We start from the raw sequence: 22,385 nt of genomic DNA, 5'->3' as shown, positions 1-22,385 counted from the left end.
GCGGTGACCACGGTTCCACCAGCTCCGCCACGTTCTGGATGATCGCGTCGGTCTCGGCGTGGTCGCCGACTTCCCCGGACCGGCTCCCCAACCGTTGTCACCGGTACCGGCGTTTGAAGAATCCACCCGGCTCAGCCCACGGCGCCGCCACCAACTGGTTCTCGCCCGCCATCACCCACCACCCCGGTGCGGGACCGGCCCCGGAACCGTGCTGCCGTGATCACGAACCCCTCCACCTCGCCGCTGCCGCCGTCGCACCTCGCGCGACGCACGGACGCGCCGCCGGGTTCCGACCGACCCCCACATGCTCCCGCACCCGGGCGAGCGGCCACCTCCCGAGCCGTGACCTGCGCCGTCACCGTGAAATGCGCCCGACTCGACCCCAGTTCGACGCCGGACGCTATCTCGAATCCATTTCACCGGGCAGAGGGCCGTCACCAGGCGCGACAGCCGGAAAAGCGTCGACCTCGACACTGCGAAGAATGTCCACAGTGGACATATGGTATTGGTTTTCGTCGACAGTTGCTCCCATCGGGGGGAGACTGCCGCAAGCGCTTGGCGTCCGATGAAGTCCCGTGATAAAGATCAGGGCCTGCTCACGCACTGGTATTCGGCAGGCTCGCCCGCACCAGAGGAATTGATGGACCAACAAAGACTCGCGATGGCGTTCTGGTTCCTGCTCGCCGTCGTGCTGATCGTCGTGTTTCTGCTGGTACGCCAACGACGGGCCACCCGTGCGCTGCAGGTCCGGGCCGAGCGGGCCGAGGCCTGGGCGCGGATCCGGGCCGAGGAAGAGCAACACCTGGTCGACGTCCGGCTGCCGGCCCTGGCGGAGTCGCTGAACCACCGGCCCGTCGAGGTGCCCGGTCCGCGGCACCCGCAGGCCGCCGAGGGCCACGAGCGGGTGCTCGGGCTGTTCGCCGACTCCGTCCGGCAGGCGGGCGCGCGGGGGGAGCAGTCGGCCCGCGCCACGCTCAAGGCGATGATGCGCGCGGTGCAGAGCCTGTCCAACGAGCAGCAGGTCGCGATCTCCGCCATGCAGGACCGGCACGACGACCCGGACGTGCTCGCCGGCCTGATGCGGATCGACCACATGAACTCGCAGCTCAACCGCCGCGCGCAGGCCACCGCGGTGCTCTGCGGCTCCTGGCCGGGGCAGCAGCGGTCGGCGTCGGCGCTGACCGACGTGGTCCGCGGCGCCACCTCGCGCATCCGGGACTACCTGCGGATCAACGTCCCGGCCGAGTCCGACGTCGCGGTGGTCAGCCGCGCGGTCGAGCCGGTCGTGCTTGCCGTGGCGGAACTGCTCGACAACGGCGCCCGGCACTCGCCGCCGACCACGAGCGTCGAGGTCAACTTCCAGCAGGCGCACAACGGCATGGTCGTGATGATCGACGACGGCGGCGTCGGCATGACCGTCGAGGAGCTGCAACGCGCGGCCCGGCTGCTGACCGGGGACGGCGGCAGCGACATCAACCGGCTCGGCGACCCGCCGCAGGTCGGTTTCGCGGTCATCGGCGTGCTGGCCAAGCGCTACGGCTTCCGCGTCTCGGTGGACACGCGCTCGCCGTACGGCGGTGTGCGCGCGGTGGTGTTCCTGCCGACCGAGCTGCTGACCCGCGTCAGCAAGCCCGCCATGCCGGACAACGCCGTCGCGCTGCCGCCCGAGCAGCAGCCGCGGCCTGCCCCGTCCGTGGACGACAACGTCCTGGGCCGCACGTCCGGTGGCCTGCCCCGGCGTCGCCGGACGCAGAGCGCCGACCAGGGCACGCCCCCGCCGGCTCCCGCGGCGGCGGCTCCCGTCGAGCGGACGCCCGTCGACGACTCATCGGGCCGGCTGCGGATCGCATCCGGGCTCGCCGCCTGGAAGCGCGGGACCGATTCGGGCCGGGCCACCACCCCGCCGCCCGTCGCTGAAGGGAACACCCAGGCATGAACACTTTGGGTTGGATGCTCGACGACGCCCTGAAGATGCCGGAGACGCACCACGCCATCCTGCTGTCGGCAGACGGGCTGCTGATGGCGCACTCCGCCGGCATCGGCCGGGACGACGCGGAACGGCACGCCGCCGCGATGTCCGCGCTCCAGTCGCTGGCCCGCGCCACGGCCGAGTTCTGCGGCCAGACCAGCGCGGAGTGGCAGCAGACGGTCAGCGAGTTCGCCGGCGGCTACGTCTTCCTGGCCGCCGCCGGTCCGGGCGCGTACCTGGCCGTGTCGGCGACCGCGCGGGTGGACATGGAGGCGGTCTCGTTCCGCATCCAGGAGCTCGTCCAACGGCTGGGCAAGGAGCTCACCAGCCCGCCGCGACAGGCTGACCCCCCGAGCCCGCCGCATCGGGTGGAGGGCAGCTCGGCGTGAGCGGCGAAAGGCGCTCACGGGGGCTGGTGCGGTCGTACGTGGTGACGGGCGGCCGCGCCCACGCCAGCCGCAACACCTTCGACGCGGTCACGGTCGTGATCGCCACCCGCGAGCAGGTCTCCGGGCTGTCGCCGGAGAAGAAGCGGCTGATGGAGCTCTGCCGCGGCGGCGCGCTGTCGGTGGCCGAGATCGCCGCGCACCTCTCGCTGCCGATCAGCGTGACCAAGGTGCTGCTGTCCGACCTGGTCGACAGCGGTCACATCGCCACGCACGCCGCGGTCTCGCACACCGCCCGCCCCGACATGAAGCTGCTGAAGGACGTGCTCGATGGCCTCCGCGCTCGCCTCTGACGGCGTCTACCTGCGCGACACGGTGCGGACGGCGGTGAAGCTGCTGGTCGTGGGTCCTTTCGCGATCGGCAAGACCACCTTCGTCGGCACCCTCTCGGAAATCCGCCCGCTGCGCACCGAGGAGACGATGACCCAGGCCGGGGCCCTCGTCGACGACCTCGCCGGTGTGGACGGCAAGAGCACCACCACGGTCGCGCTGGACTTCGGCCGGCTGACGCTCAGCGACGAGCTGGTGCTCTACCTCTTCGGCGCGCCGGGCCAGAAGCGGTTCACCCAGGTCTGGAAGGACATCGCGTACGGCGCGCTCGGTGCGCTCGTGCTCGCCGACACCCGCCGCCTGGAGCAGTCCTTCGAGGTCATGAGCCTGCTGGAGGAGCTGGGAATCCCCTACACGGTGGCGGTCAACGCCTTCGACGGCGCGCCCGCGTTCCCCGGTGCGGAGGTGCGGGACGCGCTGGATTTGCTGCCCGAGACCCCGCTGGTGTTCTGCGACGCCCGTGACGTGACCTCGTCCACGCAGGCGCTCATCACCCTTGTCGAGTACCTGTTAACCCGCAACCAGGAGAACGTGTGACCTCGCAAGCCGCCCCCGGGCAGGCATGTCCCGCGCACAACGGCCGGATGCCCTTGTACGGCCCCGAGTTCGCCGCCGACCCGGCCGCGACGTACCAGGCCCTGCGCGAGCACGGACCGGTCGCCCCGGTCGAGCTGGCGCCCGGTGTGCCCGCCACCCTCGTCGTGGGCTACGCCGCCGCGCTGGACGTGCTGCGCAACCCCAGCGCGTACCCGCGCGACCCGCGGCGGTGGCAGGCGAAGATGCCCGCGGACTGCCCGGTGCTGCCGATGATGATGTACCGGCCGAACTGCCTGTTCACCGACGGCGCTCACCACGCCCGGCTGCGCGCCGTGGTCACCGACAGCCTCGGCCGGGTGGACCCGAACGCGCTGCGCGCCCAGGTCGAGCAGATCGCGGACCGGCTGATCGTGCGGTTCGCGTCCAACGGCGAGGCCGACCTGCTCGGCGAGTACGCGAAGCTGCTGCCGCTGATGATGTTCAACCACCTCTACGGCTGCCCGCCGCAGCTGGGTGACCGGCTGCTCGCCGCGATGAGCGGCATCTTCGACATGGTCGACCCGGAGAAGGCCAACGCGGACCTGACGCACTGCATGCTGGAGCTGATCGCGCTCAAGCGGCAGCAGCCCGACCAGGACATGCCGTCGTGGATGATGGCCCACCCGGCCCGGCTGACCGACGAGGAGCTGATCCACCAGCTGATCCTGCTCATGGGCGCGGGGACCGAGCCCGAGCAGAACCTGATCGCCAACGGCATCCGGCTGCTGCTGGCCGACGACCGGTTCGCCGGCGACCTCTCCGGCGGCAGCATGCCGGTCGAGGAGGCGCTCGACGAGGTGCTGTGGACCGACCCGCCGATGGCGAACTACTCGGCGAGCTTCCCGCTCGACGACACCGACTTCGCCGGTGTGCGGCTGCCCGCCGCCGAGCCCGTGGTGATCAGCTTCGCGGCGGCCAACAACGACCCCGCGCTGGCCTCCCAGCAGCGCTCGGGCAACCGGGCCCACCTCGCCTGGAGCGCGGGCGTGCACGCCTGCCCGGCCCAGCAGCAGGCTCGGCTGATCGCGTCGGTGGCGATGGAGAAGATCCTCGACGCGCTGCCCGACATGCGGCTGGCCGTCCCCGTCGACCAGCTGGTCTGGCGGCCCGGCCCGTTCCACCGCGCGCTCACCGCCCTCCCCGTGCGTTTCACGCCGGTAGCCGTGCCCGTCCACCCCGACGAGTCACCTGGAGAAACCCGTTGGAACGTCCAGCCGAACCCAGCACCCTCGAACCCGGCACCCCGGAACCCGGCACCCCAGAGCCCGGCGGCCTCGGACCCATCGTCCTCGACCCGACCGGCCGTGACATCCACGGCGAGTCCGCAGCCATCGCCGCACGAGGGCCGGCGACCCTGGTGGAGCTCCCTGGCCAGGTTGTTGCGTGGTCGGTGACCAGCCAGGACACCTTGCGCGACCTGCTCTCCGACCCACTGGTCTCGAAGGACCCGCGGCAGCACTGGCCCGCGTACACCAACGGCCAGATCACCGAGGACTGGCCATTACACCTGTGGGTGTCGGTCCAGAACATGTTCACCGCGTACGGCAGCGACCACCGTCGCCTCCGCTCGCTGGTGTCCAAGGCGTTCACGCCGCGGCGCGTGGAGGCGATGCGGCCGTGGATCGAGCAGATCACCGAACAGCTGCTGGATCAGCTCGACGCGGCGGAGCAGCCGGTGGACCTGCGCGAGGGGTACGCCTACCCGGTGCCGATCGAGGTCATCTGCCAGCTGTTCGGGGTGGAGGACGCGGCACGTCCGAGGCTGCGGAAGGTGGTCGACGGCATCTTCAACACCGCGATCACGCCCGCGGCGGCCCAGGCGAACGCCGTGCAGCTGTACGGGATCATGCACGAGCTGGTCGCGGCGAAGCGGGAGAACCCCGGTGACGACCTGACCAGCAGCCTGATCGCGGTGCGCGAGGACGACGGCTCGAAGCTGGAGGAAGCCGAACTCGTCGACACCCTCATCCTGGTGATCTCGGCGGGCTACGAGACCACGGTGAACCTGCTCGACCAGGCGATCGCGGCGTTGCTGACGCACCCGGAGCAGCTGGCCGCGGTCCGTGCGGGGACGAGCCGTTGGGCCGACGTGATCGAGGAGGCCCTGCGCTGGCAGGCCCCGGTCGCGAACCTGCCCCTGCGGTACGCCGTCGAGGACATCGAGATCGGCGACGGCGTCGTGATCCGCAAGGGCGAAGCGATCCTGGCGGCCTACGCGGCGGCGGGTCGGGACAAGTCGGTCCACGGCGAGACGGCCGACGAGTTCGACATCACCAGGGCGGACAAGACCCACCTGGCCTTCGGTCACGGCGCGCACTACTGCCTGGGCTCGCCCCTGGCCCGGATGGAAGCCGAGATCGCCCTCCCGGCCCTGTTCTCCAGGTTCCCCGCGATGGAGCTGGCGGTGGCGCCGGACGAGCTGACGCCGGGCCAGTCCTTCATCTCCAACGGCCACCAGACTTTGCCGGTGAAGCTGAAGTAGAGCGGTGGGCGCGGCGGGCGCGTCCGCCGCCGCGGGCTCGGGCGCGTCGACAGCGGCGACGCGCCCGGGTCCCTTCAGGACGCAGCCGGGATTCCGGAGACCCGTTCGCCCCGGGCTCGGCCAGCCGGGTGCGCGGTCACGGTGCCTCGCGGTCGGCCAGGTCCTCCAGCCCGGGGCGGTCGAGGATGTCGAGGCGCTGGGCGTCCTGCGGGCCGCTGCGCTTGACCAGGCCCTTCCGCTCCAGGTGGCCCATGGTCTTGCGGAGCTTCTCGGTCAGCAGCGAGCCCTTGCCCTTGGAGGCGAACTCGTTCTTCTCCTCGGGCAGCAGGAGCGGCGCGACCGCCTTCTTCCACACGGTCAGCAGGTCGGCGCGCGGGACCGACTCGGCGTCGCCGGCCACGTCCAGGATGATCCCGGCCAGCACGTGCCCGAAGTCGTCCTGGCGCGCCGTGTGGCGCTTGACCAGCTCCTCCACGGACGTGCGTCCCTCGCCGTCGGGCGTGGCCGGCACGTCGAGCGCCGCCAGCCGTGCCCACAGGGCCTGGTCGGTCGCGGTGGGCTCGAACCCGTCGGCGAGCACCGCGGCCCGGTGGGCGTCGATGGCGGACCCGAGGGCGAGCACGAGGTCCATCAGCTCGTCGCGGACGTCGTCGCCGCGCAGCTTGCGGGCCGCGGACGCGATCAGCCGGTGGTGCTCGCGCAGCAACGTCTCGAAGTGGGCGGTCTTCGTGGCCCGGTTGGCGTCCTCGGCCGCGTCGCGCTGGTACTCGGCCTGGGTGATCTCCCCGTCGAGCGCCCGCGCCCGCGCGGTCGCGCGCTCGGCCGTGCGCTGCGTGCGCGTCGCCGTGATCCGGTCGAGCATCGCCCGCAACACCCTGTCGGTCTGCTCGACGTAGGCGTCCGACGCCAGGAGCCGCCAGGTCTCGGGGTCGCGGCTGCGCAGCGCGAGGTTGATGAAGCGGTCGGCGGCGTGGTCGTCGTCGGGCTCGTAGGGCAGTGTCACGTGTCGATCCTCGATAGTGGCTGTGAACCCCCGCGCGGAACGACAGGGCCGGTGACAAGGGTGACGGGGCCGGTTCGGACGTGCCGTCGCGGGGTGGTGTCCACGGCGTGTCGCGGAAGGTGGTACAGCGGTGGCACGGCGCGGCCGGCCTGGGCGGAGGTCGGTCCGCACGTCCTCCCCCAGGCCGTGATCCTCAGCTTCGGAGCTGCGCGTTGAGCCGTGCGGCCTGCTTCGTGAGGTGGTCGCGTTCGGGGAGGCTGGACGCCGACCTGGCGGCTTCGGCGTAGAGCCGTGCCGCGGTCACCCGGTCGCCGTCGCGCTCGTGCAGGTACGCCGCGACGGCGGTGTGGCGGGGCAGGGCGGGGTCGAGCACCGCCAAGGCGGCCAGGCCGGCTCGCGGACCGTCCGCCTCGCCGACCGCGACGGCCCGGTTCAGGCGGGCCACGGGGCTGTCGGTGAGGCGCACCAGTTCGTCGTACCACTCGACGATCTGCACCCAGTCGGTCTCCTCGGCCGTCTGCGCGTCGGCGTGGAGCGCGGCGATCGCGGCCTGGGCCTGGAACTCGCCCAGGCGGTCGCGGGCGAGGGCTGCCTGGAGCACGTCGACGCCCTCCGCGATCATGCGGGTGTCCCACCGGCCGCGGTCCTGCTCGGCGAGCGGCACGAGCCTGCCGTCGGCGTCGGTCCGCGCCGGGCGCCGGGCGTGGTGCAGCAGCATGAGCGCGAGCAGCCCCGCCACTTCCTCGTGGTCGGTCCTGGCCGCGACCTGCCGGGTGAGCCGGATCGCCTCGGCGGCGAGGTCGACGTCTCCGGAGTAGCCCTCGTTGAAGACCAGGTAGAGCACGCGCAGCACGGTGGCGACGTCGCCGGGCCTCGTGAACCGGACGCCCGAGACGGTCCGCTTGGCCCGGCTGATCCGCTGCGCCATGGTCGTCTCCGGCACGAGGTAGGCCTGCGCGATCTGACGCGTGGTCAGCCCGCCGACCGCCCGCAACGTCAGCGCGACGGCCGAAGCCGGCGTGAGCGACGGGTGCGTGCACAGGAAGTACAGCTGGAGCGTGTCGTCCTCCGCCCCGCACGGACCGGGCGCGGGCTCCTCCTCCACGCGCGCCTCGCGCTGCCGCCGGGAGGCGTCGGCGCGGACGGCGTCGAGGTACTTGCGCCAGGCCACCGTGACCAGCCAGCCCTTGGGGTCGCGCGGCGGGTCGTCCGGCCACCCGCGCACGGCCTCCACCAGGGCGTCCTGCACGGCGTCCTCGGCCGCCGCGAAGTCTGCTCCGCGGCGGACGAGGATGCCGATCACGTTCGGGGTGAGGGTCCGCAGCACGGCCTCGTCCACGTTCGTCACTCCGTGATGGTCGGCGGCGCGGTCAGGAACGGGCGCAGCTCGAGCCACTCGTGGATCGGCTTCCCGCCCGCACCCGGCGCCGCGGACAGCTCGCCGGCCAGTTCGAGGGCGCGCTCGTAGCTGTCGACGTCGATCACCATCCAGCCGGCGATCAGGTCCTTGGTCTCCGCGAACGGCCCGTCGGTGACCGGGGGCCGGCCCTCGCCGTCGGAGCGGACGAACGTGCCCTCCGGGGAGAGCGCCTGACCGTCCACGTACTCGCCGGTGCCCTCCAACCGGGTGGCGAAGTCCCTCATGTACTGCACGTGGGCCGTGACCTCCTCCGGCGTCCACTGGTCCATCGGCACGTCGTTGACCGCTGCCGGCGCGCCGCGGTAGTGCTTGAGCAGCAGGTACTTGGCCATGGTGTTCTCCTCGTTGCGGTACGGCCGCTGTGACCGTGTTCGCTCCAGGGACGGAGCCGCGAGACGGTTCTCGACATCCCACCGCGACATTTTCCGACAAGTTTCGCGGACGCCCGCTCCGACGCGCCACCGCCGGTCACGGCGACCCCCTCCGGGCCCGGAGCGCGCCGGGCGGGCAGGCCCAGACACCCGTGCCCCTGCTGACGATTCCTCACCATCCCGCGCGATCGGCATCCGGAACTGCGCCGGCGGGGTTCGCCTGGGTGTGGCAACCCGAAGCGCGGACTCCGCACTATTGCGCCCACGCCTCCACTCCCGACGAAAGGCCCTGACCACCACCCCTTTCCTGTGCCAGGGTGTCGCCACCCAACCGATTCCGGGTACGAGGAGACAACGTGAAGCCCCACAGACTCACCCGCCCCGCGCTCGCGGTGGCGAGTGCGGCGGCATTGCTCATGGCGGGCGTCCAGCCCGCAGCCGGTCAGCAGCAGACCGCCGACTACACCGTGCTGGTGGAGGTCGGCGCGACCAGTCAAGCGGCACGTGCCGCCGTCCGGGCCGCGGGCGGCCGGGTGACCGTCGAGAACACCGCGGTCGGCACGCTGACCGTGAACGCGCCGGCCACCGGCTTCGTGCAGCGCGTCACCGCCTCCGACGCGGTGTTCGGCGCCGCCCCCGTGACGCCGATCGGACAGCTCCCGGACAACGGGAACCGCAGCGCCGGTGACCGGCACGACGTGGAGAACGAGCACGTCGGCGCCGCGAAGGGCACCGCCCGCAAGGCCGCACCCCCGACCACGGCCGGCATGGACCCGCTCGACGACGCCCTGTGGGGCCTGCGCATGGTCCGCTCGGACATCGCACGGGCGAAGCAGGCCGGTGACCGGCGCGTCTACGTCGGCGTCCTGGACACCGGCGTCGACGGCACGCACCCGGACATCGCGCCCAACTTCGACCGCGCGCTGTCCCGGAACTTCACCATGGACATCCCGAACGACAGCAACGGCGACGAGCTCGACGGGCCGTGCGAGCACCGCGGCTGCGTCGACCCCGCCGACCGCGACGACCAGGGCCACGGCACGCACGTCGCCGGCACCATCGGCGCGGCGGCCAACGGCTTCGGCATCTCGGGCGTCGCCCCGAACGTCACGCTGGTCAACATCCGCGGCGGGCAGGACTCCGGCTACTTCTTCCTCCAGCCGGTGGTGGACGCGCTGACCTACGGCGCCGACATCGGCCTCGACGTGATCAACATGTCGTTCTACGTCGACCCGTGGTACATGAACTGCACGGCCAACCCGGCCGACAGCCCCGAGGCGCAGATCGCCCAGCGGACCACCATCGCCGCGATCCAGCGCGCCCTGAACTACGCGCACGGCAAGGGCGTGACCCTGATCGGTGCCGGCGGCAACAACCACGAGGACCTCGGCGACCCGCGGACCGACCCGTCCAGCCCGAACTACCCGCCGGGCGCGAGCTACCCCCGTCCGATCGACAACTCGACGTGCCTCAACCTCCCGACCGAGGGCGACCACGTCATCTCCGTGTCCGCGCTCGGCCCGTCGACGGCCAAGGCGGACTTCTCCAACTACGGCACCGAGCAGACCGCGCTGTCCGCCCCCGGCGGCTACTTCCGCGACGGCCTGGGCACGGACTGGTACCGGACGAACGAGAACCTGATCCGCTCCGCCTACCCGCGCAACGTCGCGCTCGCCGCGGGCGACATCGACGCCGACGGCAACATCACCCCGGCGGGCCTCGCGGCCGGCGTCGCCCAGTACTGCGACGGCGACACCTGCGGCTACTACCGCTACGCGCAGGGCACCTCGATGGCCGCTCCGCACGCCGCGGGCGTCGCCGCGCTGGTCGTCAGCCAGTACGGCAAGCGGGACAAGGCGCACCCCGGCACGCTGACGCTGTCGCCGGACAAGGTCGAGAAGGTGCTGTACAAGACGGCCACGAAGAGGGCGTGCCCGGAGCCGCGGACGGTGTCGTACGAGGACGTCGGCCGGTCGGCCGAGTTCACCGCGACCTGCGTGGGCGACGCGGCGTTCAACGGCTTCTACGGCCACGGCATCGTGGACGCTTACGGCGCCGTGACGCGCGGCGGCGACTTCCTCTGACCTGAGGCAGAACCCGGTCCGACACCGGATGTCGATCCGACGCGGATCCCGATCCGACGCGGAAACGCCCGCCACCCCGAGTCGGGATGGCGGGCGTTCTGGCACCGGCTCGGATCGCGGAGCCGTGGTCAGGCGGCCACGATCAGGTCGACCAAGGACTGCCCCAGGGTGGCCAGGCTCGGCCTGTCCGGCGCGTGCCGACGGCCCGTGACGACGACGAGCCGCAGGATCTTCTGCCCTTGTGCGAACAGCGCGGTGCAGCTCTGCTCGTGGTCGATCGCCAACCACTCCTCCACGGGCACCGCGAAGTCGACCGGTTCCCGTTCGCAGTAGCCGAACCGGTCGTCGATCAAGGGCTTGGTCGACGGGAACAGCTGTCCCGTGTACGACTGCCGGTCCAGACCCGAGGGGTCGTGCAGCAGCTCGTGGCATCCGGACACCGCACGGGCCTGCTTGATCACCCCCCGCGCGGTGATCCCGCCGTAGACCGCGCTGTAGAGGCTGTAGGAGGCCGTCCGACCGTCCGGGCCGGTCCACTGCCACCGCTGCGTCCGCCCGGCCAAGGCCTGCGTCGCCGACGGCAGCTCCGGACACCCCACCAACGGCTGGACCCCCACCTCGGGCTCACCGACCGGGACCATGCCCGCCGGGCCCGTCACGTCCTCCCCCAACGCCAACGTGGCCACCACCTCGGCCGCCACCGCGGCCGAATCCCCAAGCGGCGCCTCGACCGTCACGGCCGGTCCCGACGGCCCCACGTACGCCGAACACCCCGTCACCAACACGACAGCGCACACCGCCGCCACAACACCACGCACGACGTTCCCCCCAAGTCCCGTACCCGCGCAAGGACTGTACGTCACACCACGGCCCGGACCAGGCTCTTCGACATCACCGCGCGCATGACGACCGGCGCGGTGCCGGAGCGCCAGTCTCCGGTGGCGACCACCTTGCCGATCGCGGTGGTGGCCAGGCTTGTGGCAACGCCCTCGACGTTCGCGCCCTCGGTCCGGTTGGCGTAGACCACGGAGTAGACGACGTCGCGGTGGCGGACGACGAGTTCCACGTCCAGTCGACCCTCGACGAAGGCCTTCGTGTGGCACACGTGGATCAACACCCGCGATGGGAGGCGCGGTGCGCGGGCGGGAATCCGCCGGCGGCTTCCGGATGCCGACCGTACGCGGGGGTCGGTCTCCCCGGTGTCCGGTGAACGCCCTACAGCGAGGGCTTGGGTCGGTCGAGCGCTGCGCGCGTGATGCCCAATTCCAGTTGACGGGCGTGACACAGTGGATTTTCGTGGGACACGACGACGATGCGGACGAGCTCCGTCGCATGGCCGGACTCGCGACGCCCATGGCCCTGCGGATGGCGGTGACCCTGGGCCTGCCTGACCGGCTACTCGGCGATGGCGACGGGACCGATGCCGATCAGCTCGCGGTCGAGCTGGGTGTTGCGCCGGTCGCGCTCACCCTGCTGCTGGGTCACCTCGCCACGCTCGGCGTCGTGGAACGGACGTCCACCGGCTACCGGACCACGACGTACGGCGCGAACCTCCGTGCCGACGCAGGCAACGGCCTGGCCGACCTCCTGCACCTGGAGTCCGCCGCCGGCCGTGCCGAGCTGTCCTTCGTCGAACTCGGCCACAGCATCGCCACCGGCGAGGCGGCCTACCCGCGCCGCTACGGCCAGGACTTCTGGGCCGACCTCACCGAACACCCCCACCTCCGTGAGACGTTCGACCGGCAGATGACCCGGCGGGTCCGCGACCAGATCCCGCAGGTCGTCTCCGGATTCGACTGGTCCCGGTTTCGCACGATCGTCGACGTCGGCGGCGGTCAAGGCACCCTGCTCGCCGCGCTGTTGACGGCCCATCCCCGCATGCGCGGCCACCTCGTCGACCTCGAAGCGACGGCGGCCGACGCGAAGCGGACCTTCAGCGCCCACGGCCTCGACTACCGGACCGAGGTGACGGCGGGCAGCTTCTTCGACCCGCTGCCGCCGGGAGCGGACGCCTACCTGCTGTTCGACATCCTCCACGACTGGGACGACGAGCACGCCCACCGCATCCTGGCCCGTTGTGTCGAGGCGGCCCAACCGACCGGCCGCGTCCTGGTCATCGAAGCGGTCGGCGGGCTGCGGGCCGGCAGCGAGATGGACCTGGTCATGCTCGTGCACTACGGCGGCAGGGAGCGCCGGACCGACGAGTTCCGCACGCTCGCCGCGTTACACGGACTGACCCTCGACACCGTGACCACGCTGAACGACCAACGCTGCCTCCTCGATTTCCGGCTCGCGTGATCGACACCTCCGCGAAGATCTACCGCGAATCCCCGCCCGACTCAGGACCGATGTAGATCTCCACGCCGTCCGGATCCCACGCCCTGGTGTACCCACCGGTCGGGGCGGACACCGGTCCGAACGGATCACGAAGCGCATCTTCATCCTTCCGGAACTTCGGGGCGGCGAGCCTGCTCAGGAGGCTACCCACCGAGTCGGGTCGGAGACCGACGCGTGGCGGGAGATCGCCGCGACGGGTGGCGAACGTCGGGGGGACCATTCGGCGGAGCTGGCCGACGAGTGCCGGGCCGGCACGTCCGTGGTGCGCAAGGCACAGTCGTGACCGTGCCCTGGGATGACCTGCCGGAGTGGCTGCCGGCCTGGTGCGCGGAGCAGTTGGGTAACGAACCGGTCGGTTCGCTGTTGCGGTGACTCTCCGGATGTCGCCGTGCCCTACGCGGCCGTGTTCGCCTGGCTGATGGCCGAACTCGCCGACGTGCCCGTCCCACCACCGCTGCCGGATCCGCGCTGGGTGCGTTCGGACCACACGGGTTGCGGGATGTGGCCGGCGATCCGAGTGCTGGACGACCGCGACCCGGACGCCGTGCCGACGTACGTCATCGACACGGCCGACCGCGCCGCAAGTGGCTGCTGGCGGCCGACCTGCCGTGCGTGCTCGGCCACGCCGACTTCGAAGCGCAGAACCTCCGCCGGCACAACGGGACCGTGTGGGCCATCCACGACTGGGACAGCTTGGCGTGGCAGTCGGAGGCGACACTGGCGGGGGCAGCGAGCGGGGCTTTCCCCAGCGCCACGCCGCCGACCCCGGCCCCGGTCGACAGCTCCGCCGCGTTCCCGGCGGCTTACCAGGAAGTCCGAGGACGCCGGTTCACCGCGGAGGAGCAGGAAGTCGCGTGGGCGGCCAGCCTCCGGCCCGCCGCGCACAACGCCCGCTGGGAGGTCGTGCACCGCAACACCCCCGTGTCCTGTGACGCCGTGCGCGCCCAGGCAGCCGAACGCCTCCGCCGTGCCAACGCCTAGCACGAACACCGACACCGGTGCCCGTGCCAGTGCCGGCGCCTAAGCGCTGCGGCCCGCGATGTCGGTCGCGTCCAACACCTTCCGCAACGCGCTCTCGGGTGACTCGACCGCGGAGTCCACGACCAGGTGCGGCTCGTCCCACGCCTCCCACCGCTCCTTCATGCGCAGGACGTGGTCCCACGACACCGTCGCGTGCCAGCCGGGGATGCCCCGCTCCCTGCCCTCGACCCGACCGCGCTGCACCCGCTCGTCCGAGCACACGCACTCCACGCCCACGAACACACCGCCCAGGTTCTCGGTCACGGATCGCCACCGACGCCGGGTTTCCGCGCGGTGGCCGGTCGCGTCCACGATCACGTCCAGCCCCGACCGCACCTGACGCGCGATGGACGCGGTCAGGTTCAGCTCCGCCAGGGGCAGCGTGTTGTCCGACCGCAGGGCACCGAAGGGGACCAGCGCGCCCAACTGCCAGTCCATCGAGAACACCGGAGCGGTGAGCCGCCACGCGAGCGCTTCCGCCAGCGTGCTCTTGCCGACTCCCGGCACGCCGGCCAGCAGAACGGTCCGGGGCCGCCGCACGGCGTCCGGCCGCGGAATCGGCTGTAGCTCCTCGTACTGCGCGTGCGCCCGATCCGCCATCAACAGCTGCAGTTCCTCGCGGGCGCGGTCCACACCCGCGCCGCCGGGGTCCGAGCCGTCCTCGACCACCCGCAACCACCCCAGCACGAGGTGCTCCGGGCGCACCGCGATGTCACCGAGCCGCTCGGCTTCCCGCGACGCCGCGCCCAGCAGCTCTGCCCGTCCTACCGTGGACATGCCTGCGTCTTCCAGGGCGAGTCGTGCCAGCAGTTCCGCAGCGATCCCGCCGTCCGACGCGGCAGGTCCGGCGACGCCGAGTCCGGCGAGCAGCCTCCCCACGGCCACGGTCGGCTCGTCGTCCGGCACGAACGTCCCGGCGGAGGGGTGCACTGGAAGCTCCACAGCTACGAGTTTCCCCCGCCATGCACAGTTTCATTCTACACTGAAGTTATAGAGAATGGTGACAGACACGAGCGCCCGAGCCGGTCCTCGTCCGGGGGCACCGGTCAGGCGGACGTCAGCCGCAGGTAGTAGCCGTCAGGGTCGTGGATCCGGAAGTCGGTCAAGCCCCACGGACGGACCTGGACGCCGTTCCCCAGAGGCAGACCCTCGGCCTGGACGCGGGACGCTTCCGCGTGCACGTCGTCCAAGGTGTCGAGGTCGGCCACGAAGATCTCGGCCCGCAGGGCGCTGGGCACCGCTTCCCCCGTCTGCCGGATGCCGGATGCCGGATGCCGGCCCTGGTCCCCACGACCGCAACCAGCGGACGTGCGGTCATCTCGCCCGAACGGCGCAGCGGATCGGGCGTCGTGGAGTGGGAACATCGGAGTCCCTGCACCCGCCCTTACAGGAGTGCCATGCGACGCCTACTCGGCAAGTCACTGCTCGCAGCCGTCCTGTTCGCCGCCGTCCTCCCCGCCGCCCCGAGCAACGCCGACACGCGCACCAGTGGGTACATCGTCCTGCTGGGCAACGGTGTCGAAGCGTCCTCCGTCTCCGCCGACCACGGCACCACCGCGAACCACGTGTACTCCAGCGCCGTGCGCGGCTACTCCGCGAGGATGACCGCCACCGCCGCCGCCCGCCTCGCCCGTGACCCGCGGGTCGTGCTGGTCCAACCCGATGGCGTCGCGACGACCACCGCGCAGACCACCCCCACCGGCATCGACCGCGTCGACGCCGAGCTGAGCACGACCGCCCGCATCGACGGCGTCGACCAGCGGGTCGCCGTGGACGTCGCGGTGATCGACACCGGCGTCGACCTCGACCACCCGGACCTCAACGTGCACACCGCCGGCGCGAAGAACTGCTCCAGCGGGCGGAGCGCCGACGACGGGAACGGGCACGGCACGCACGTCGCCGGCACGATCGGCGCCCTGGACAACGGCGACGGCGTCGTGGGTGTCGCGCCGGGCGCCCGGATCTGGCCGGTGCGGGTCCTCAACAACCAGGGCAGCGGCAGCTTCTCCGACATCATCTGCGGCATCGACTACGTCACGGCGCACGCCGACGAGATCGAGGTCGCGAACATGAGCCTCGGAGGGTCCGGCAGTGACAGCGCCTGCGGCACCAACCGGGACGCGATGCACGAGGCGATCTGCCGCTCGGTGGCGGCCGGCGTCACGTACGTCGTGGCCGCGGGCAACAGCGCGGCGGACTCGGCGACCTTCGTGCCCGCCGCCTACGACGAGGTGATCACGGTCAGCGCACTGGCCGACTTCAACGGACAACCGGGCGGCGGCGGCGCGGCGACCTGCCGCGCCGACGTCGACGACACGTTCGCGGACTTCTCCAACTACGGCGCCGACGTGGACCTCATCGCCCCCGGTGTCTGCATCCTGTCCACCTGGAAGGGCGGCGGCTACAACACGATCTCCGGCACGTCGATGGCCAGCCCGCACGTCGCCGGCGGCGCGGCCCTCTACAAGTCCGCGCACGCCACCGCGTCACCCGGCGCGGTGAAGTCCGCATTGCGAGCGGCCGGCACCGGCATGTGGAACACGGCCACCGACCCGGACGCCACGCACGAACCGCTGCTCGACGTCGCCTCGTTCTGACAGGCACGACCGACTACAGCGAGCGGGGGACGACCACGAGCCCGTGGCCGTCCCCCGCTCACCTGTCACCACCTGCCGTCAGGGGTTGACCTCCCAGTGGAAGTGGGTGGTGTGACCGCCGTGATTGCGGATCACCGCGGTGGCCGCGCGGCCGTCGTTCAGCGTGACGCCGGCGATCGCCTGGGCGAACGCGCTGCCGGCCGCGAAGGTCACGTAGACCGTGCGGATCCGGGTGCCGTGGGTGTTGAGCTGGTTGATGATCGTCGCCGCGGTGGCGGCGTTGCGGTCGTTGTAACCGCTGAACCAGCCGTCGGCGCTGGTGCCGGCGCGGTGCGAGGAGTGCGGTGCGAACGGTCCGCCGTTCATGTTGGAGAAGTCGCCCCACCTCTGGCCCGCGCCGTCGATGAACGTGCGCACGGTGGGCAGCGCCCAGTCGTCGCCGCCGACGGTCGCGTCCCGCTCGCCGTAGCGGTTGGCGCCGGTGAACCGCACGAGCTTGGTCGCGGTGCCGGCGTCCTTCTCCGCCGTCTCCCCGCTGGACGACGTCGCCCGCACGCGGAGCGTCAACTGGCCGTTGGTGGACTGGTTGACCGCGTTGAGCAGGGCGGCCGGGATCTCGAAGAGCAGCCGGTTGGTCGTGATCTTGTTCTCTTCGTCGTCGCCGAACGCGGTCACCAGCGTGGGCCGGACGGCGGCGGCGAGGGTGCCGCGCACGGTCGTGCCGCCCTCGACCACCTCCAGTGCCAGCTCGGTCAGCGACTCGTCCTTGGGGCCCTGCACCGTGATCGTGCCGTGCACGCGGGTCTGGCCGCCGAAGTACGCGTGGTTGGACGCGCTGAGGTACTGCAGCGCCTGGTTGTCGATGTCGCGCAGCTGCACCTGGCTGATGGTGAGCTTCTTCTTCTTGACCACGTCCACCACGACCCGCGAGCCGAACAGTCCGTCCGCGACGTTCGCGACGGCGAGGTCCACCCGCACGGTGTCGCCCTGCGGGTTCACCGGCAGCTCGGACTCGCTCCAGCCGGTCGCGCCGCCACCGTCGAACGCGGCGAGGCCCAGGCCGTTCATGCTGTTGCCGTTGCTGACCACGCCGGAGGCCTGGGACGAGCGCACCGCGACGTTGTAGAAGTCGTTGAACTCGCTGCCGAACCACCCGCCGGGCACCTCGCTGGTGATGAAGCGGTACCGCACGGTCACGCTCTTGACACCCGGCTCGACGTCGAAGGTCCGCGAGACGGACTGCTGCCCCTCCCCCGCCGTGTCCAGGGCGAGGTCGAAGTCGGCGGCTTCGGCCGACAGCCCGGCGGGCGGTGCACCGGTGATGGCCGCGGTGGCCTGCGCCGACGCCTCCTCGGTGCGCGCCCCGACCGCCTGGCCCGCGGCGGCGAAGCCGGACGGCGAGCCCTCGACGTGCGGGATCACCGAGACGGGTGCGGTGCCGACGTCCCAGCCCGCCGTGCCCTGGGAGAAGTCGTTGTTGTCCACCGCGCTCGGCGCGCCGATGCCGAGCAGCCGGAGCACGACGGTGCCGTCGAAGACGCTCGTCGGCTGGGTGGCGAACCGGTTGCCGGAGGCCTGCGCGATCACGTTGTAGGACCGGTTGGGCAGGTTCGCGAACGCACCGCGGCCGGTCGCGTCGGTGACGAGGGCCGCCGACACGTCCGGGTCGTCGGACAGCTTGGCCACCACCGACGCGCCTTCCACGGGCGCGCCGGTGTCGTCGAGCACGAGGACCGGCACCGAGTGGTTGCCGACCCACAGCACGAACTCCGCCTCGATCGCGTAGCCGTGGACGTCCAGCGCGGACAGCGCCAGGTCGTGGCGGCCGGCGCCGAGACCGGCGGTGATGGTGACGCTGTCGACGGCCGTGGTCAGCGCCGCGAACGGCAGCGGACGGCCGTTGTCGTACACGACGACGGACTCGACCGACTGGTCGAGCGTGGGACAGCTCAGGCGGAACGTGATCGGCGCGCCGGCGGCGGTGAAGCCGTGCTCACTCGCGCCCGACAGCACCGCGACGGACTCGGAGACGTACTCGGGCTCCTCCGCCGGCTCGGTGCCGGGCGGCATCCCCTGGATCGGCGGCGGCGCGGCGCACGGGACGCCGTCCTCGCACGACCCGAGCCGGTCGCCGTGTCTCAGGTGCGCCTCGGCGGCGGGTGCGGGCAGGGTCAGCGTCTTCTCGGCCGGTGTGCCCGGTGAGTGGCACACGGTGACCCGGTCGAGCGGACCGGCGTCCGCCATGGGCACGCCGCCGACGGCGGCGACCAGTAACAGCACGACGAAGGTGGTGAACCGTTTCATGGGCTCTCCTGACGAAGTCGGGTAGGCGACCGCGCCCTGTGGGGCGCAGACCCTGTTTCGCTCGACCCGGCTGTTTTCGTTACGAGACCGCAGAATGAGGTATTCGGACCGGCGAGAAGCGTTATGTTCCAGTGCTTCCGCAGCCATACGGACGAACGGACCGGACGTTCGCCGCCCGAGGTCAGATCACAGCGCGGTAACGGTTGGGCGACCTGGGGCGCGGGTTCTCCGATCGCCCCTGTTTGCTGTGCGCCATGAACACGAAGGTCACGTCCGTGCTGCTGGCACTGGGCTGCGCCGCGTCCCTGGTGGCGTGCTCGAGCAACGACGACAAGTTCGTCCAGGAGTTGAAGGCGGCGGGCTTCGACGGCATCGGCGAGCCGCGCAGCGAGTCCGAGAAGAAGAGCAAGAAGGTCGGCAAGCGGACGATCAAGTCGTCGCAGAAGGTCCTGGAGGTGACCGTCCGGGTCAAGGGCTGCGACCTCGAGTTCGAGAAGGTGTCCGGCCAGTCCGGGTACTGGCTGGACGAGCTCCACGTCAACGGTGAGGAGCCGGACTGGCCCGGCTACCCGGAGAACCTCAAGGAGCCGGACGTGGTCACGTTGCTCGCGGGCAACCAGCCCAAGCCGGACGGCGTCGAGGACTGCTACCGGCCGTAGGCGGCCGGTCCGCCGCCCGCAGGCGCCCGACCTCGCGGCGCGACGACACCGCCGCGTCGCGCCGCGCCCGGGTGAACCGGGTGGATCAGGCGAAGACGGTGAACCAGGTGGCCGCGATGCCGCTCAGGAACACGGCCGTCACGGCGACGGTCGAGCCGCCGACCCCGCCCACCGCCCCGGCGAACGCGATGGCGGCGACGACGGCGGCCACCGCCGCGCCGATGGTCAGGATCTTGCGGCGGTCCGTCCGGATGACGTGCGCGGAGCCGGTCGCCATCGCCCACAGGCACAAGCCCAGGGCCAGCGTCAACAGCCGTTCCGGACCGGTGTTCAGGCCGACCGCCAGCACCGCGAGGGCCGCCGCGGCGAACCCGAGAAAGGCGTATGTCGACAGCCGCGCCGACCGGCTCAGCAGGTGGCGTTCGCGGCTGAGCAGCAGCACGCAGTTCATCAGCGGTTCGAGGCTCCAGCTCAGCACGACGGCCGCGATCACCACGACGAGCAGCACGCTCGCCCACGCCTCGCCCTCGAACGGCCGCAGCAGCCGGGTCAGGATGAACGGCAGGAACAGCACCAGCAGCCGCAGCCCGGTCGGCAGCGTCTTCAGCCACATGCCGTACCGCAGCATGAGGCCGTAGAGCGGGTTGCGGGACTTGAGCGCGACGGACAGGCCCTCCCGGGCGTCCGAATCGGTGGGCGACAGGCGCAGGGCGGTGCGGTGCGCCTGGACGGCGGGTTCACCGCCACCGCGGCGCAGCGCCAGCAGCCCTCGGATGCGGTGGGCGTCGGCGTTCTGCGGGTCGAGGCGCAGCGCCTCGTCCACCGCGGCCTCGGCCTGCTCGAACCGGTGCGACTCGAAGAGCGCGGCAGCCTGCACCGCGGCGGCGTCGGAGTCCTCCGGGTCGAGGGCGCGGGCCCGGCCGATGCTGATCAGCGCGTCGACCGGCCGGTTCTGCGCCAGCAGCACGTACGCCTCTTGGACGTGCAGCACCGCTGCCTCCGGCGCGAGGGCGAGGGCGTGCCGCACCGCGTCCTCGGCCTCGTTCAGGCGCTTCAGCCCGGCGAGGGACGCGGCGAGCGTGGAGTAGGCCATCACGTGCTCCGGGGCCGCGCCGACCGCCGCGCGGCTGGCGTCGTGGGCCTCCTGGAAGCGCTGTTGGCGCAGCAGCGCCTGGGCCAACAACGCGTGGAGCGTCGGCTCACCGGGGGCCGCGGCCAGCGCCGTGCGGAACTGCTCCTCCGCCTCCCGCGCCCGGTTGAGATCGAGCAGCGCCTGGCCACGCCGCACCGCAACACCAGCAGTCTCGTCCATCCCCCACCCCGGCTACGCCGAACTCGTCCGGCATACCGTAGAGACACGGGAAGTCGCTGGTCAAAGGAGAAGAATACGATCGGGTACCGTTCCGCGCGTGAAGCATGACCCGGTGATCGAGGCACTGCTCGGCGCGCTGACCGCGGACCCCGCCAACCACCCGGTGCGGGTCCACGTCGCCCGGCTGCTGCTGGACGCGGGCCGCCCGGACGAGGCGCTGGCCAACGCCACCACCGTACTCGCCGCCGTGCCGGACCACGTGGAAGCGCTGCGCACCGCCGCCGAAGCGGCACGGGCGCTCGGCGACGAGGCCAAGGCGACCTCCTACGGCCGGCTCGCGGACGCGCTCGACCCCGCGACGCCGCCGGCGGACCCACCCGCCGCGCCCGCCATGTCGAAGCCCGCCGAGCCGAAGCCCGCCGAGCCGGTGTCGCCGCACTCGCCGGCCACCGCCATCCCGGACACGGCCGACGAGATCCTCCGGCAGTGGTCCGACAGCGAGCCCGTCCCGGAACCGGCCATCGGCACGCTCGGCCAGGCCGGGCTCACGCTGGCGGACGTCGGCGGCTTGGTGGACGTGAAGAAGCGGCTGGACCTGTCGTTCCTGACGCCGCTGCGCAACCCGGAACTGCGCGTCGAGTTCGGCAAGTCCCTGCGCGGCGGGCTGCTGCTGTGGGGTCCTCCCGGCTGCGGCAAGACGTTCATCGCCCGCGCGCTGGCGGGTGAACTGGGTGCGAGCTTCTACGAGATCGGCCTCAGCGACGTCCTGGACATGTGGATCGGCAGCAGCGAGCGGAACCTGCGCGGCATCTTCGACACCGCCCGTCGCAACCGGCCGTGCCTGCTGTTCTTCGACGAGATGGACGCGCTGGGCCAGAAGCGGTCGCAGCTGCGCGGCGGCGGGTCGTCCATGCGCGGGGTCGTGAACCAGATGCTGTCCGAACTCGACGGCGCGAGCACGGACAACGAGGGCGTGTTCGTCCTCGCCGCGAGCAACCACCCGTGGGACATCGACTCGGCGCTGCTGCGGCCCGGCCGGTTCGACCGGACGGTGCTCGTGCTGCCGCCGGACGTCGAGGCGCGCGAGGCGATCCTCCGGCTGCACCTGCGCGGCCGTCCGACCGAGCGGCTGGACCTCGGGAAGATCGCCAAGGGGACGGACGGGATGTCCGGCGCGGACCTGGCGCTGATCTGCGAGCAGGCGACGGAGACGGCGATGGAGGCGTCCATGGCGTCCGGCCGGGTCCAGCCGATCACCCAGCGCCACCTCCAGGAAGCGGCGAAGTCCGTGCGGCCGAGCATCGGCGAGTGGATGGAGACTGCCCGGAACTACGCGATGTACGGCAACGACGCGGGTGCGTACGACGAACTGGCGGCATACCTGAAGAAGCGCCGCCGCTGAGCGTCCTCCCGGGGGTCGGGCGCGAGGGTCGGGCCAGAGGACCTGGTCGAGGTCCAGGTCGGCGGCGCGGGCG

General features: G+C 71.8%; 22 protein-coding genes. 12 read left to right on the top strand and 10 right to left on the bottom strand.

Annotation, left to right across the window (positions count from 1 at the left end; genetic code table 11):
• The first annotated feature begins 640 nt into the window (after positions 1-640).
• The 6 genes from ACRAKI_RS12190 to ACRAKI_RS12165 are packed head-to-tail and all read left to right on the top strand — an operon-like array spanning position 641 to position 5,803.
• Positions 641-1,936 (top strand): ATP-binding protein, encoded by a 1,296-nt coding sequence (locus tag ACRAKI_RS12190; RefSeq protein WP_447007173.1) that lies wholly within the window; start codon positions 641-643, stop codon positions 1,934-1,936.
• On the top strand, positions 1,933-2,358 hold the full coding sequence (locus ACRAKI_RS12185) for a roadblock/LC7 domain-containing protein (protein ID WP_447007172.1): 426 nt from the start codon (positions 1,933-1,935) through the stop codon (positions 2,356-2,358). The genes ACRAKI_RS12190 and ACRAKI_RS12185 overlap by 4 nt, the downstream gene beginning before the upstream one ends.
• Positions 2,355-2,708: a DUF742 domain-containing protein gene (locus ACRAKI_RS12180; protein ID WP_447007171.1), complete on the top strand. Its 354-nt coding sequence runs from the start codon at positions 2,355-2,357 to the stop codon at positions 2,706-2,708. The genes ACRAKI_RS12185 and ACRAKI_RS12180 overlap by 4 nt, the downstream gene beginning before the upstream one ends.
• The gene (locus ACRAKI_RS12175; protein ID WP_447007170.1) at positions 2,686-3,282 is read left to right on the top strand and encodes a GTP-binding protein; all 597 of its coding nucleotides are present in this window, start codon (positions 2,686-2,688) and stop codon (positions 3,280-3,282) included. Before ACRAKI_RS12180 ends, ACRAKI_RS12175 begins: the two co-directional genes overlap by 23 nt.
• Positions 3,283-3,329: 47 nt before the next feature.
• Entirely contained in the window at positions 3,330-4,715 is a 1,386-nt protein-coding gene (locus ACRAKI_RS12170) for a cytochrome P450 (protein WP_447007169.1), read from the top strand.
• Positions 4,652-5,803 (top strand): cytochrome P450 family protein, encoded by a 1,152-nt coding sequence (locus tag ACRAKI_RS12165; RefSeq protein ID WP_447008401.1) that lies wholly within the window; start codon positions 4,652-4,654, stop codon positions 5,801-5,803. Before ACRAKI_RS12170 ends, ACRAKI_RS12165 begins: the two co-directional genes overlap by 64 nt.
• 136 nt (positions 5,804-5,939) lie before the next feature.
• Here ACRAKI_RS12165 and ACRAKI_RS12160 read toward each other — a convergent pair whose 3' ends face one another.
• From ACRAKI_RS12160 to ACRAKI_RS12150, 3 genes are all read right to left on the bottom strand, one after another.
• Entirely contained in the window at positions 5,940-6,806 is an 867-nt protein-coding gene (locus tag ACRAKI_RS12160; protein ID WP_447007168.1) for a hypothetical protein, read from the bottom strand.
• A gap of 193 nt (positions 6,807-6,999) precedes the next feature.
• Positions 7,000-8,145: an RNA polymerase sigma factor gene (locus ACRAKI_RS12155; RefSeq protein WP_447008400.1), complete on the bottom strand. Its 1,146-nt coding sequence runs from the start codon at positions 8,143-8,145 to the stop codon at positions 7,000-7,002.
• Between the two features lie 5 nt (positions 8,146-8,150).
• Positions 8,151-8,558, bottom strand: coding sequence for a YciI family protein (locus tag ACRAKI_RS12150; RefSeq protein ID WP_447007167.1), 408 nt, complete (start codon positions 8,556-8,558; stop codon positions 8,151-8,153).
• Between the two features lie 455 nt (positions 8,559-9,013).
• Here ACRAKI_RS12150 and ACRAKI_RS12145 point away from each other — a divergent pair, with 455 nt between their 5' ends.
• Positions 9,014-10,681 carry a S8 family serine peptidase gene (locus ACRAKI_RS12145; RefSeq protein ID WP_447008399.1) on the top strand — a complete coding sequence of 556 codons (1,668 nt, stop codon included), beginning with the start codon at positions 9,014-9,016 and terminating at the stop codon, positions 10,679-10,681.
• 128 nt (positions 10,682-10,809) lie between these two features.
• Here the strand turns inward: ACRAKI_RS12145 and ACRAKI_RS12140 are convergent, their stop codons facing one another.
• Both ACRAKI_RS12140 and ACRAKI_RS12135 read right to left on the bottom strand, forming a co-directional pair.
• Positions 10,810-11,418, bottom strand: coding sequence for a hypothetical protein (locus ACRAKI_RS12140; RefSeq protein ID WP_447007166.1), 609 nt, complete (start codon positions 11,416-11,418; stop codon positions 10,810-10,812).
• A gap of 122 nt (positions 11,419-11,540) precedes the next feature.
• Positions 11,541-11,798, bottom strand: a complete 258-nt coding sequence (locus ACRAKI_RS12135; RefSeq protein ID WP_447007165.1) for a hypothetical protein — start codon at positions 11,796-11,798, stop codon at positions 11,541-11,543.
• A gap of 215 nt (positions 11,799-12,013) precedes the next feature.
• Here ACRAKI_RS12135 and ACRAKI_RS12130 point away from each other — a divergent pair, with 215 nt between their 5' ends.
• On the top strand, positions 12,014-12,979 hold the full coding sequence (locus ACRAKI_RS12130; protein ID WP_447007164.1) for a methyltransferase: 966 nt from the start codon (positions 12,014-12,016) through the stop codon (positions 12,977-12,979).
• Between the two features lie 432 nt (positions 12,980-13,411).
• On the opposite strand, the gene ACRAKI_RS12125 is transcribed toward ACRAKI_RS12130, so the two are convergent.
• Positions 13,412-13,675 (bottom strand): hypothetical protein, encoded by a 264-nt coding sequence (locus ACRAKI_RS12125; RefSeq protein ID WP_447007163.1) that lies wholly within the window; start codon positions 13,673-13,675, stop codon positions 13,412-13,414.
• A gap of 9 nt (positions 13,676-13,684) precedes the next feature.
• Here ACRAKI_RS12125 and ACRAKI_RS12120 point away from each other — a divergent pair, with 9 nt between their 5' ends.
• Positions 13,685-13,999: a hypothetical protein gene (locus ACRAKI_RS12120; RefSeq protein WP_447007162.1), complete on the top strand. Its 315-nt coding sequence runs from the start codon at positions 13,685-13,687 to the stop codon at positions 13,997-13,999.
• 39 nt (positions 14,000-14,038) lie between these two features.
• On the opposite strand, the gene ACRAKI_RS12115 is transcribed toward ACRAKI_RS12120, so the two are convergent.
• Both ACRAKI_RS12115 and ACRAKI_RS12110 read right to left on the bottom strand, forming a co-directional pair.
• Positions 14,039-14,980: an AAA family ATPase gene (locus ACRAKI_RS12115; RefSeq protein ID WP_447007161.1), complete on the bottom strand. Its 942-nt coding sequence runs from the start codon at positions 14,978-14,980 to the stop codon at positions 14,039-14,041.
• A gap of 104 nt (positions 14,981-15,084) precedes the next feature.
• Complete coding sequence (locus ACRAKI_RS12110; protein WP_447007160.1) at positions 15,085-15,276, bottom strand: VOC family protein; 192 nt, start codon at positions 15,274-15,276, stop codon at positions 15,085-15,087.
• A gap of 159 nt (positions 15,277-15,435) precedes the next feature.
• Between ACRAKI_RS12110 and ACRAKI_RS12105 the strand changes: the two genes are divergently transcribed.
• Positions 15,436-16,635 carry a S8 family peptidase gene (locus ACRAKI_RS12105; protein ID WP_447007159.1) on the top strand — a complete coding sequence of 400 codons (1,200 nt, stop codon included), beginning with the start codon at positions 15,436-15,438 and terminating at the stop codon, positions 16,633-16,635.
• A gap of 78 nt (positions 16,636-16,713) precedes the next feature.
• Here the strand turns inward: ACRAKI_RS12105 and ACRAKI_RS12100 are convergent, their stop codons facing one another.
• Positions 16,714-18,939 (bottom strand): carboxypeptidase-like regulatory domain-containing protein, encoded by a 2,226-nt coding sequence (locus ACRAKI_RS12100; RefSeq protein ID WP_447007158.1) that lies wholly within the window; start codon positions 18,937-18,939, stop codon positions 16,714-16,716.
• A 254-nt stretch (positions 18,940-19,193) separates the two neighbouring features.
• Here ACRAKI_RS12100 and ACRAKI_RS12095 point away from each other — a divergent pair, with 254 nt between their 5' ends.
• On the top strand, positions 19,194-19,598 hold the full coding sequence (locus ACRAKI_RS12095; protein ID WP_447007157.1) for a hypothetical protein: 405 nt from the start codon (positions 19,194-19,196) through the stop codon (positions 19,596-19,598).
• 85 nt (positions 19,599-19,683) lie between these two features.
• Here the strand turns inward: ACRAKI_RS12095 and ACRAKI_RS12090 are convergent, their stop codons facing one another.
• Complete coding sequence (locus tag ACRAKI_RS12090; RefSeq protein WP_447007156.1) at positions 19,684-20,910, bottom strand: tetratricopeptide repeat protein; 1,227 nt, start codon at positions 20,908-20,910, stop codon at positions 19,684-19,686.
• Positions 20,911-21,007: 97 nt separating this feature from the next.
• Between ACRAKI_RS12090 and ACRAKI_RS12085 the strand changes: the two genes are divergently transcribed.
• Positions 21,008-22,312, top strand: a complete 1,305-nt coding sequence (locus ACRAKI_RS12085; RefSeq protein ID WP_447007155.1) for an AAA family ATPase — start codon at positions 21,008-21,010, stop codon at positions 22,310-22,312.
• Positions 22,313-22,385 lie beyond the last annotated feature (73 nt).

This window comes from Saccharothrix isguenensis (genome assembly GCF_052936305.1).
This window is presented reverse-complemented; position numbering and strand designations above follow the sequence as displayed.